Consider the following 12,645-nt stretch of genomic DNA (forward strand, 5'->3'; position numbering starts at 1 on the left):
TGTAAACTAATTTGATTACTCAGACCTAACAATTATTTTAAAATTACTTTACAGCATAACCCGTCAGGTAGGAATTATACGCACTTTCATCAGTAAATTTGAACTATTTACCGTATTTGTTAAAACTATTTTCACAATGCTCGACTAGGCCACATTAATCAACCTAGAGGCCAATAATATTAAACGTGAATTTGTTTGATTAAATTCTCTGCGGCGAATAAAACACTTATTATCCTTAAAATTTTTCTGTGATTATTCTCCACATAAAAAAAGGTAAACGATTATTTTAACAACTTAAGGAATTTTTAAGAGCAACTCAGCGCAATGGAGGCAGAATAAAACAAAGTTCATCTGTCGACTTAAATGAAGAATGTGACATTTCAGTGAAAAACTGATAAAAAACCGGAGCAAATCCATTAGAGTTAGATAAGCTCCGGTATTAAATTGATTAATAATCTATTGTGATTAAAGTCAAATATTTATTGTCAAACATTTAATGCTAAATACTTCACGCTACGATTGAGTACCAAACTTCGCAACTCATAACAACTGACGCAAAATAATTAACTCCAAACACAAAATAACTATTGAATAACTAAGTAGAAAGTTGAGCGACCTCGCAGTACACGCAACAGAATTTTTTCGTCATCCAGCTTAAGTGCACGATTGAAATCACGCATATTTTTAACTCGGCGTTTATTCACTCCAACAATAACATCGCCTTCTCGTAATCCGCTATAAGCAGGGTAAGAGTTTCGATCAAGCTCAGTTAATACAACGCCATCACCCTCTTCACTATCAGCAAAGCGCGCCCCATCAAGTAATTTATGTAAACTACCACTGCGGCTTACTGCACCAACAGGTTCACCAATTTTAACTTTGAGTGATTTAACTTTACCTTCACGAATGAAAGTGACTTTGACTTTGTCGCCAATTTTTCGATGACCGATCTGACTACGTAGTTTTCCAGTTGATATGGTTTTTTCATCGTCAATGGCAATGATTATATCATCAGCTTTTAAACCTGCTTCATCGGCAGAAGACCCATCACGAACATTTGTAACCAAAACTCCCTGCTGTCCATTTTCCAAACCAAAAGCAATTTGTAAATCAACATCAATATTTTGAATACCAATACCTAACTGGCCACGTCTTACTTCACCATTATCAATAATTTGCTCAACACTTGATTTGACCATCGCCATTGGAATGGCAAATCCAATACCAACATTGCCACCAGCAGGGGCAATAATTGCCGTATTAATACCAATCAACTGACCATACAGATTAACCAGCGCACCACCAGAGTTACCAGGATTGATTGAAGCATCGGTCTGAATAAAGTTTTCATAGCCTTCAATACCAAGACCTGTTCTATCTAGTGCACTGACAATACCTGTAGTAACCGTTTGCCCTAAACCAAACGGATTACCGATCGCAACAACAAAGTCTCCAACTTCAAGTTTTTCTGAATCACCCAGTTTTACCGCCGTTAGATTTTTGGCTTTTATTTTTAACACCGCAACATCTAACTCCGGATCATTACCTAAAACTTCAGCCGTAAAATGTCGTCCATCGATTAACGAAACACGTACTTCATCTGAATTTTTAATCACATGATGATTGGTTACAACAATACCTTCTTCAGCATCAATAATTACTCCTGAGCCTGCACCACGCAGCATTTTTTGTGGTTTGCGATTTTCTTGGGGTTGATCGGGAATGTTAAAAAAACGTCGAAAAAATGGATCGTTGAGTAAAGGGTTATTGTACTGTTGCCTTTCAGAAAAAGTGGCAATATTAACCACCGCAGGATTAACTCCCTTTAGCATTTTAGAAAGAGAAGGCAATGGTTTACCTTCTGGATCAACTTGTGGCAATGATGCCTGCAAATTTATCGATTGCAGCAAAAGTGCCAGCAGTATAGAAAGTCGACATAAAGTTTTCACTGATAACTCTCCCGTAAATTTTGTTACAAAGACTGAATTAGGTTGTTGATAGTTAAATCATCAATATTGTGATCATGCGTCAAAGATTCAACCCCTGTAACTTGCAATAAGTCACATTTTATACAGTGAATTTGTACAGTCGAATTTTTAAAACGCTGCGAATAAATTAAACGAGTATTCCCGCTCATCAATCAATTAAGGATCACACAATATTTTTAGCAAATCAGCATTTTCAATGTGTAAAATTGATTACAATTTGTACGTAGGAATACGTTTTAATTCATATTAACTTGCCGAAATTAGACCATGTATTTTCGAATGGTTCAGTAGCACTCAGCGATTTAAGTATTACAATATGTAACAAAAGACAAACGAGAAATTTAAGCGATAAGCAGGTAAGTTTTCAGCACGACAACCCAGCGCAACAACTCAAAGATGAATATTACTTTAATTCATAGCGACATTCAGACGAATCCAGTATTTTTTTGAGCTCAGCAATCACTTCGTCTTTACGTTCCTGACTGACAATATTGCCATCTTCTCTAAAGGTATTAAAAGATCTGATACCATTTTCAACTTTGATTTGAGTAAGCGCCTCATAATCTTTCTTAACCTTTTGGCACCTGGTTAACTCGGGTTTACCTGATTTTGAAGTAGGCGTGGGCGGCGGTGCATTTTGTGCCTGAGAAGAGCTAATTAAATGATTCGTTTGACAGGCTTGCCAGGCAGCACTATTCATTTGGAATTGAGCACAAGCAGCTTGGCCGGCATTAGCCCGTTGATTGCTGAACTGATTTGAAATAGACTGGCTTGACGAATCAGCACGCGTATCTATTGATAATTCCTGAGTATCTTTTTGTTTTGCCTTGGGAAATGGCTTGTCGCTGTAATGGACTTTTCCATTTTCATCAACCCATTTATAAATTTTAGCCATTGCGTTTTGGGTCAGCATAACAGCCATAATTGACGCGGCTACTAGTATCCACCTTTTTATTTGATTGAAACCACTCATTCCTTATTCTCCATAAATATTAGTCCAGAATAAATAACCTTAATTCCGGGCTGTTTGACTTGGTTTTCCTGTTAGCCTATCCCAGCTTATCGATATTCCTAATTAATGATTACCCAGAACAATTAGTCGTCGCTGAACGGCCAGGCTAATATTGTCGATTTTTACAGTTTTTGCAATATTAATATTCTTGCAATTTTCCAGTAGCTTGATTTGACCGCTTGACGGACTTTTACATCTCCCTTAATATATTTGATATCGAATCTACCTACCAGTAGATACATTAAAATACGATATTCAGGAATTTACCAATGAAAATTTACGAGTTCAAAGCCTTTCCTCACCCTCGCCGCGTGAGAATGTTTTTGGCAGAAAAAAATATTGATGTCGCCTTTGAACAAATCAATGTTCCCGCAGGTGAACATCGCACCGAAGCTTATCTAGCCAAAAATCCTTCTGCAGCGGTTCCACTGTTAGAACTTGATAATGGCAATTTCATCAGTGAGACTGTCGCAATTTGCCGATATTTTGAGGCGCTTCAACCCGAACCTGCACTGATGGGTACAACTCCCGAAGAACAGGCAACAATTGAAATGTGGCAAAGAAAAATGGATAACTCACTGATGATAACAGTTAGCCATTATTTTCATCATGCCACAGAGGGATTGGGCGAGTTGGAAATTTATCAAAATCACAATTGGGGTGAGCAAAACAAAGCTTGGGCAAACAAAGGACTCGAACAACTTAATCAGCAATTGCAAACCAACTCTTTTGTTGCTGGCAACTCATTTTCAATTGCCGACATTACCGCATTATGCGCAGTAGACTTTGCTCTTTATCTGAATTTATTCAGTTTGTCAGCTTTTCCAGCAATTGATCGCTGGTATCAGGCCGTCAACCAACGTCCTAGCGCTTCAGCTTAATATCTACCAGATAAATATGCATCGCTAACACGATGCACTAAAATATTATTTAATAAAATCCGATTAATCACTAATTTTAAATACAATGTTCAAGGCTTAACTTTACAATAAAATGGCAACAGGAAAAATTATGCGACTGAATGCGGACTTTAATCAAAGGGTGGTGATTAAACCTGACAATTACCAATGGGTACAATCACCAATGCCAGGAGTTGAGCGGATGATGCTGGATCGCGTCGGTGGTGAAGTAGCGCGTGCAACCAGCTTGGTTCGTTATGCGCCCAATAGCCAATTTACTCAACATAGTCATGGCGGCGGAGAAGAGTTTTTGGTACTTGCCGGTATTTTTTCTGATGAGCACGGTGACTATCCCGAAGGAACTTATGTGCGTAATCCTATTGGTACATCGCATACCCCTCAAATAGGTGAACATGGCGCAACAATCCTGGTAAAACTTCACCAGTTTTCGCAACAAGATACCCAACAAAAACAAATTAATATTCACCAAAGTCATTGGCAGCCGGGATTAGTCGAAGGACTAAGCGTATTATCACTTCATCAATTTGAGAATGAGCATGTTGCAATGGTTAAATGGCAACCAAATACTCAATTTCAATTTCATCAACATTGGGGAGGCGAAGAAATCTTTGTATTAAGTGGGCATTTTTTTGATGAGCACGGCGACTATCCAGCAGGAACCTGGATTCGAAATCCTCACCTAAGCACACATCATCCATTTACAAAAGAACAAGGGGCGACTATCATTGTTAAAACTGGGCATTTATTATCGGCAAAACAATCAGACAGTTAACAGGAAATATGCATGAGTACTGCCAAAGAAATTCTGGCAATTGCACAAAACTTTATTCAAACCAGTGGCTATAATTCTTTTAGTTACAAAGATATCAGTGAAAAACTTGGTATTAAAACTTCCAGTATTCATTATCACTTTCCTAAAAAAGCTGACTTAGGCTGTGCTGTTATTCGCCAATATACTGAATCCTATGATTCTTTTCGACAATCAGTTAATGAATCAACTTGCGATCCGCTAGAGCGCTTTGAGCAATATCTTCAACCTTATTTAGAGACCGATAAAACACAAACTAAAATATGTTTATGTGCTGCACTAAGTGGTGAATTTATCAGTCTCCCCGAATCGATGCAGCATGAGGTCATTAACTTTTTTAATTTTCATGAAGACTGGCTAACTGAACTGGTTGATCAATTAAAGCAGGCTAATTTAATTCAAACCGAAGATTCATCAAACGTTATCGCTCAATATATCTCCAGCACTTTACAAGGAGCCTTGCTGATTGCTCGCTCAAAAAAAGAAAGCGTTTATTTTAAAAATATTGTTAGAATGCTTAAGCACAATCTATCACTTAACACCGTGCTTTCATAATGAAAACCGATCGGTCCCAAGTTAGAATAGGTATCCTTTTTTTGTAGCATATAGATGCCCAAAAACAAAATAAGTCCCATCAAAATGACGAGTAATCGATAAATTCTTTTCATAATCAAATATTGTTTAGCTTAGTTTTTAAAGCCGCCCACTACGCTTTATTTCGAAATATTGGTTGACCATATTAATCGCCAGCTGTCCAGGCACACTATCGATAGCAACAATACCATCATGAATCAGAGTTTGATGTAATTTTTCTCTTTGTGCCAGGTAAATCGAAGTCTGAGCATAGCGAAACGCATCATTTAATTGCAGTACAGGCTCTTCAAGGACATCCATTAATACCTGTTCACGCATATTAGCCAGCATCACCAGATGATGTTTTTTTAAGGTATTTACCGCAGTTTTTAACTCCAGTTCATCTTCAACGCGTGCATTAGAAATAATCACTACCAGTGAACGCTTCTTAAATTGCTGACTAAGCGATTGCGCAACAGCAACTAAATCAGATGCATGATGAGTCGGATGTAATCCATAAACATTATTTAACAAGGCATTAATTGTTGAGCTGCCTTTTTTAGGGAGTATAAAAGAGTCATCTCCACCAAAAATTTTTAACCCCACAGCATCCCCCTGACGCAATGCAATTGAGGCAACCAATAACATCGCATTTAGCGCTTGATCAAAGTGAGATAGTTCGCCATCTCGAGCACGCATTCGACGGCCAGAATCCAGCAAAAAAATAATATTTTGATCGCGCTCTTGCTGATAGTCTTTAGAAATTAATTTATGTAAACGAGACGTTGCACGCCAGTCAATTTGACGCAAGTTATCACCCATACGGTATTCACGTAACTGATGAAACTCTAAACCATCACCACGCAACTGTCTTTGCCTGATTCCCATCAGCTGCGTTTTTTGTTCTGTTGCAAGTAGAATATAATTCAAAATAGAACGGTAGTTAGGATAAATTTTCGAGTGAGTTTTACAGTCAAGATAAACTCGTCGGGTTAACAACCCAAAATCAGAAGTCACCCATAGTTCGCAACGGTTAATGATTAAATCCCCACGCTCAATTGCTTTAAGTTGATAACGAACAACCGTATATTGTTGGTGATCAATTTTTATTTTAGCGGGTAGATTTTTAACAATGCAAATATCGGGTGTATGTTCAAAAACCTGGACAGAGAGCGCTTTCCCACTCTGATTATTTACGGTTAAAGCAACATCAGAAAAACAATTAACCGGCAAAGTTGCAGCAATTTCCCGGGTAACATTAACACCTTTCAGATTGCGCAACGAAACAGCCGCCCAAACAAATAAAGCAACTAATATAATAGACCAGATAAACCAAGTCTCACCAATCCATGCTACAGATTGGCTATCACGTATTTGATACAAATACATTCGATATAAGCCATCAAAAATGGCTATCAATAACCCGATAGATAATAAAAAATATCCTCGTTTAGTCATTTTCATAGCGATTTATTCAGTTCAATAGGCTAGTCAAAGGTTATAATAAGAGGCTAAATACGCGGCGCTGAAACTTGCGTTAAAATATCATCTACAACCTGTGTAATGCTCACACCTTCTATTTCCAATTCAGCAGACAATACAATTCGATGTCTTAATACTGGTAGTGTGACCGTTTTAATTTCGTCAGGTGTGACCCAGTCAATACCGCGTACTAATGCTAATGCCCGGGCAGCCCGAATGATTCCAATAGATGCTCGAGGGCTCGCGCCCATTTGGATACCTGGCCATTGACGTGTTGCGGTAACAATTCTAACCACATAATCGAACAACACATCATCTACCGTAATTTCTGCTGCCTGGTTTTGCAAATCAATAATGCTTTGCGCGTCGGTTACCGCACTTATTTCATCTAACAATATTGAATCATCAATTTGTCCAGTAGTGATTAATTTTACCAGCGAGATTTCATCCTCAACTGATGGATAGTCCATATGGATGTTCATTAAAAATCTATCCAGCTCAGCTTCTGGTAGCGGATAGGTACCTTCCTGCTCCAAGGGATTTTGTGTTGCTAATACCATAAATGGCGAGTTGACCGCATAAGACTTACCTTCAATGGTAATCTTTTTTTCCTGCATGACTTCAAGCAAAGCTGACTGAGTTTTAGCCGGAGCTCGATTGATTTCATCGGCTAATAATAAATGAGTAAAAGCAGGTCCTTTACGAATTCGAAAAGTCTCCGTCTTTGGATCAAACATCGCATGTCCAGTCACATCACTTGGCATTAAGTCGGGAGTAAACTGAATACGAGAAAAACCACCCGAAAAGCTTTTCGCTATTGCGCGCACTAGCAGGGTTTTGCCCAATCCGGGAACCCCTTCAATTAACAAATGACCACCAGCAACCAGACAAGTTAAAGCCATCTCAACAATTTCCTGCTGACCAATTAAAGCGCGATTAATATTGTCCATCAATACTTGAATCAATGTTCTCTCAGGCACCGCACTCTGCGCTTCAGTTTGTTCGGCTGTTTGCTGAGCATTAGGTAAATCAGAATTTATTTCATTCATAGGTGTTTCCTTATTTCTTGTATCAACTTGACCAGCTCAACAAAGGAATCTTGATTGAGTTCGGCAGGCTCCCACAAGGTTTGTAGCTTCTTTTTGTCTATTTGCGTTAGTTCAGCAACTTTTTCCAGTCGTTTATCTAAACTCAGTTGAAAATATCCATAGACCCGTTGCGCCATATTTTTGTCAATTAATTCTCGTAGCACTTGAATTTGTTGGAGTCCTTGATCTTGTCGAAAACTAAACTCACCCGCTGCTCGAATATGTTGCATGATTTCACGGTGAGAAGGCTCGGCGTCGTTATTTAACTTTCCTTGACGCCACATATTACTCAATAAAAATGCGATGAATAATACGGCACAACTTATCACAATATATGAGGCTTTTTGCCATGCCAATACCAGTAGAGAAGGCTGAATCGGATTAAATACCAACCATACTTTTGGCGAACTTCCGATAAGTTGTAATAAAAACATCGCATGATCATGTTTATTAATCCGGTCATTTTCCCACACGGAAAAATCAGTCAGCACAGAAATCATTCCCGACTTTATCTCATACTGAACTAATTGGTCGGCAAAATCAGTACCACCAACAAAACTGGCATTGCCACTAATATCTTCAATATAACCGTTAGCATAAAAATGGATTTCTGTCTGTTCTTCATATCCTTGAAAAACTAGTCGAGACACGCCATGTTCATCGCTGTAAACTCGATGATCAAAGTCCATTTCATAAAAACGTAACCCTAAGCTATCTAAAAATTTGTCTCGACTACTTTCGAATTCAAACTCAAAATATTCAGTTGCCAGCAATATCAAATGACCACCTTGCTGTACCCATTGCATTAAAATATCGCGACTTTGCTCGGTTAAACCAACTCTTGAACTGCTTATTAACAGCGTATCAAACTGACCGGGATTACGCGATAAAAATGAAAAGTCCTGTAAAGTCTCAAACTCAATACGCTTTTGTTTTAACAAAAGTTGAGCAGCTAAAAATGGGTTTTGTCTGGCCTCTTGGCTCGCGCCAATATTTTCTTGATAGGCAACCCTATCAAACGTATTAAAAAACCAACTTGCTAATAAAAATATCAATATTGAAAATATCAAAATAACCCAAGTTACCTTGGAAATATTAATCAACCGGTTCACTCACTATCCCTCTGCGCAGCCACTACAAAGATATCTGGCCATTTTTTACAATAGTCTTTAACAGTTGACATAGAGGCTGTTCGATGAGCATAAGCCAGTTTACGCCAAATTTCAGTTAGCCCTTGAGTAAAATCAAATGCAGCTTGCCCTTCAATATTTTTTTCAATTTGATTATTTTGTGTCGTTCGCTCTATTTTCTGCAAACATTCCAGTTCGGTATCCCCCTCACAAATGACAACCCGAGAGTTATCCATATACCAAACAAGCGTCGCCCGATATAATAAACTCACCGATTCACGTATTTGATTATCATCAAGTAGTTTTAACGCTTCTAACCAAGGTCGCTCGGGAATTGATTCAGGCGATAGATTTAACCCAAACAATTGTGAAGGTTTACTTTGATGCGGTTGCGAAATTCCTTTGACACCAACCAGAATATGCCGATATTTACTGATTAAGAATATCACCAGCAGGGCTAATAAAACCCATAACACAAACTCAAAAAAGATTGAAATAATATAACCTAAAAAGTTCCAAAGTGATTGAACGCCACTGTTATCACGAACGCTTGAATTTTTGCTTTTAGCCGTTAGTGGCTCTCGCCTCTCAATACGGTACTTAATAACTTTTTGGTTAAATTCTTCGCCCGTAACTATTTTATCTATCGACTGCTTAATTTGATTATGCGAGTATCCAGTCAACACTTGATTATTTAAAGAGGGCTCTGAAACCGATGCATTAGACTCAGTATATTCATTCGGCAGACTTTGCTCAGACTGACTTTGCTCAGACTGACTTAACTGAAGTTGACGTTGTTGCTGTTCAGCAGCAGATAAATTATTCGTTGTGCGCGCCATCAGTCGATCACTTTGGATCGCACTTACCAAACAAACTATCCCCAGTAGCAATCCGGCCAAACGAGTTGTTCCTTTACTATGCTGTGATTGAAAACCATTAACAGAATTCAAGTTTTCATTCGGTTTATTTACTGCGGGTTCCATGAAATGCTGCGGGTCGTCTCCGTTTAATAGCGATAGTCGTTTTGCTAATCGTTTAAAAGCCAACTCGACATCCCAAGCTTCGAGGCAAGTACGCTGATTTAAATATAAAGCAAAACCACAGGCTGTATAAAAAGGAGCTACTAGCGATACAGAAATGTAAATTAAACCATTCAGCAATAGGTTAATTCCATAAGAGTCCTCTAGCAGTAAAATGAATCCATAAATATTGTCGACTGGCATCAATTGCTGGGGAATCAAAAAATAGGCAAGCACTATAAAGCCAATATAAAAAACAGACTCCAATCCAATAAACATCAAAGTCAGCCAAACTGCAGCACTTGATCCTGACGAATGTAATACTCGCAATCGTTGACTGCGCTTTTGACCATTCAGATATTCAAGCTGAATAATAGGCAGATCTAAAGACCGAGTAAAACTCATTCGTCGCCAAGTTAAGCTGGCAAACCATTGAATTTTAGCCAGTGAAAAAAAACTTTTAACACATTGCCAAACGGAGAGTTTTTCACCGAATAACTGACGACTTAAAAAGTGTAGCATTGGTCTTTCCCATAAAGGTTTCAACCACCAAAAAATAAAATAAACGAGCCAGCCATGTTCGGCCCATAGCAATGACGCAACAAAAAAAACGGGTAAAGTAACCAACATCCAAATTCGATAAAGTTGCCAGGCATTTTGCTGAACTAGTGCAACACCTAAGTCGATGGCTTCCCAGTTTTTACGAGGTCTGACGGTAACCGTCATCTTCTCTAGATCCATCGCTTATCCTCTTCCTCGACCGGCAAAGGTAAAATACAGCAATATAAATAACCACCCAGCAATCCCAACCAGATATTTTGTCTGACTTGGAATACCAGTGGTAGATGACCAAAATGCTTCGACAAAAGCAGCAATAAATAGTAGAAAAATTGCCCCATAAACTAGTGGCATTGATCTTTTTCCGGCATTAATCAAAGCCTGACGACGCGTGTAATTGCCAGGCGCGATAATACTCCAGCCAAGTTGTAATCCAGCCGCACCAGATAAGGTGATACCTGTTAGTTCATAGGAAGAATGACCAGCAACAAAAGAATAAAAAGTTTCCTGGTAACCGATATTGATAATATGGGCATCAATGACACCAATAAAGATACCGTTATAAATCAAATAAAACTGAGTCCCAAGAGTGGCGATGATGCCACCAGCATAAGACTGGAAAGCAATACCAATATTATTTTTGATGTAATGACCAAACATCATAAAGTCAGTATCCGATTGGCGTTCGCGGCCAATACGATCCATACTCGGATCATACATGCCTTCAATCTGGCTAACAGTTACCGAATCAATAACAGAATACACAAACTCTGGAGACATTAAAGTAATACCAAAAACAATAAGACCAGGCAGGTAAAAAAGCGCACAAGCTATCAAAAAAAATTTAAGTTGTGCTCTTACCGCCACCGGTAAATCAAACAAAATAAACTGATAGATACGCCGAAAAACGCCCACTCGCTTTTGATAGAACAATTGATGGCCGCGAAATACCAATGCATCGAGTTGAGAAATTAAATACGGACTGTATTGTCGCTCTCTTGCCAAAGCCAGGCAGTAGCACAGTTTACGATATCGCTCGGCAAATGCCTCTAATTCCCCCGGCGCACTACGTTTATAAAATCCAAACGACTCAGCCAACACAACCTGTGCTTTAAACGCCTGCCAATCACTCTCATAACGCTTTTCGAATTCTTCTTGTCTCATTTGTGACCTCTAAGCCACCGGGCAATTTTATTCAATTGCACTACAGGCGACTCAGTGCCCTGCTGTATTTTTTGAGTATTGAGCCAGGGGGCCAAATAGTTTGCTAATTCAGCCGCTCTTGACTCAGACATGCGAGGTGCACGTTCTGCAAAATTAACAATGGCTCGCTGCTCCTCAAGATTTAATGCGACCTTTGGTGCAATACCTCCAGCTGAATTTTCAGTTTCAGTTTTTTGCAATTCTAATTGATGAATTACCAGAGTCCCGGCAACCAAATCACCCAAACGCTTAAAGTCGCGACTAAATAACATACTGATAATACCAAAGAAATAAAAAAATGGTAAAAAGTCAGCAGCTCTCAGCAAGTTGCGAATAATCGATGAAGACCAATCGATAGGCGTTCCATCATCATTAATGACTGCAATCCCTAAAGCTTTCTTCCCGAGGGTTTGTCCGTGATAAAAGATTTCAAATAATACCGGATAAAACCATTCGATAAAAAAAGTCAAAATCAGTAACAATCCTATACCCATATTGTCGAATACAGATAAAGCTTGCGCGCTTAAAAGGATAACAGCAAGACGAATTAAGAAATCGATAATAAAAGCCAAAGAGCGGCTGACAAGACCTGCGACCGGTAATGATAAGGTAATCCCTTCTGGCACTTCAACTTCACGCGTTGTATCCAGCATTCCATGATTAGATTTATTTCCATTGACCAGATTAATGAGCAATTCCTTATTAGCAGTAAACCAAATAAAACATTTGATTGTTAAGATTCATATTAAGCAATGTATCAAAAATTTTTTACTCTTTTTGTAATCAATTTCTATTTTTTTAAAGTTTTCTAATGTACTTATTTTATTCTTATAGTTTTTATCCGTTCTTTTAAAACAGATTGAA

At 38.5% G+C, this 12,645-nt stretch carries 11 protein-coding genes; 3 read left to right on the forward strand and 8 right to left on the reverse strand.

Annotated elements, in window-relative coordinates; translation table 11 throughout:
- Nucleotides 1–584: 584 nt before the first annotated feature.
- Nucleotides 585–1,949 carry a Do family serine endopeptidase gene (locus ABVT42_RS18680; protein ID WP_353897436.1) on the reverse strand — a complete coding sequence of 455 codons (1,365 nt, stop codon included), beginning with the start codon at nucleotides 1,947–1,949 and terminating at the stop codon, nucleotides 585–587.
- Nucleotides 1,950–2,391: 442 nt separating this feature from the next.
- Complete coding sequence (locus ABVT42_RS18685) at nucleotides 2,392–2,961, reverse strand: DUF4124 domain-containing protein (protein ID WP_353897437.1); 570 nt, start codon at nucleotides 2,959–2,961, stop codon at nucleotides 2,392–2,394.
- Between the two features lie 308 nt (nucleotides 2,962–3,269).
- Between ABVT42_RS18685 and ABVT42_RS18690 the strand changes: the two genes are divergently transcribed.
- The 3 genes from ABVT42_RS18690 to ABVT42_RS18700 all read left to right on the forward strand — a co-directional run bounded on the left by ABVT42_RS18690 (nucleotide 3,270) and on the right by ABVT42_RS18700 (nucleotide 5,283).
- Nucleotides 3,270–3,881 carry a glutathione S-transferase family protein gene (locus tag ABVT42_RS18690; protein ID WP_353897438.1) on the forward strand — a complete coding sequence of 204 codons (612 nt, stop codon included), beginning with the start codon at nucleotides 3,270–3,272 and terminating at the stop codon, nucleotides 3,879–3,881.
- Nucleotides 3,882–4,011: 130 nt separating this feature from the next.
- On the forward strand, nucleotides 4,012–4,692 hold the full coding sequence (locus ABVT42_RS18695; protein WP_353897439.1) for a cupin domain-containing protein: 681 nt from the start codon (nucleotides 4,012–4,014) through the stop codon (nucleotides 4,690–4,692).
- Nucleotides 4,693–4,704: 12 nt separating this feature from the next.
- Nucleotides 4,705–5,283, forward strand: a complete 579-nt coding sequence (locus ABVT42_RS18700) for a TetR/AcrR family transcriptional regulator (protein WP_353897440.1) — start codon at nucleotides 4,705–4,707, stop codon at nucleotides 5,281–5,283.
- A gap of 138 nt (nucleotides 5,284–5,421) precedes the next feature.
- Here the strand turns inward: ABVT42_RS18700 and ABVT42_RS18705 are convergent, their stop codons facing one another.
- Genes ABVT42_RS18705 through ABVT42_RS18730 form a run of 6 tightly spaced genes read right to left on the reverse strand, consistent with a single transcriptional unit; the run spans nucleotide 5,422 to nucleotide 12,476 of the window.
- Nucleotides 5,422–6,765: a DUF58 domain-containing protein gene (locus ABVT42_RS18705; RefSeq protein ID WP_353897441.1), complete on the reverse strand. Its 1,344-nt coding sequence runs from the start codon at nucleotides 6,763–6,765 to the stop codon at nucleotides 5,422–5,424.
- Nucleotides 6,766–6,812: 47 nt separating this feature from the next.
- Nucleotides 6,813–7,832 (reverse strand): AAA family ATPase, encoded by a 1,020-nt coding sequence (locus ABVT42_RS18710; RefSeq protein WP_353897442.1) that lies wholly within the window; start codon nucleotides 7,830–7,832, stop codon nucleotides 6,813–6,815.
- Nucleotides 7,829–8,983: a DUF4350 domain-containing protein gene (locus tag ABVT42_RS18715; protein WP_353897443.1), complete on the reverse strand. Its 1,155-nt coding sequence runs from the start codon at nucleotides 8,981–8,983 to the stop codon at nucleotides 7,829–7,831. The genes ABVT42_RS18710 and ABVT42_RS18715 overlap by 4 nt, the downstream gene beginning before the upstream one ends.
- Nucleotides 8,980–10,761, reverse strand: coding sequence for a hypothetical protein (locus ABVT42_RS18720; RefSeq protein ID WP_353897444.1), 1,782 nt, complete (start codon nucleotides 10,759–10,761; stop codon nucleotides 8,980–8,982). The genes ABVT42_RS18715 and ABVT42_RS18720 overlap by 4 nt, the downstream gene beginning before the upstream one ends.
- A gap of 3 nt (nucleotides 10,762–10,764) precedes the next feature.
- Nucleotides 10,765–11,742, reverse strand: a complete 978-nt coding sequence (locus tag ABVT42_RS18725; protein WP_353897445.1) for a stage II sporulation protein M — start codon at nucleotides 11,740–11,742, stop codon at nucleotides 10,765–10,767.
- Nucleotides 11,739–12,476: an RDD family protein gene (locus ABVT42_RS18730; RefSeq protein ID WP_353897446.1), complete on the reverse strand. Its 738-nt coding sequence runs from the start codon at nucleotides 12,474–12,476 to the stop codon at nucleotides 11,739–11,741. Before ABVT42_RS18730 ends, ABVT42_RS18725 begins: the two co-directional genes overlap by 4 nt.
- Nucleotides 12,477–12,645: the final 169 nt, after the last annotated feature.

Source organism: Aliikangiella maris, from assembly GCF_040719265.1.
Classification (GTDB): Bacteria; Pseudomonadota; Gammaproteobacteria; order Enterobacterales; family Kangiellaceae; genus Aliikangiella; species Aliikangiella maris.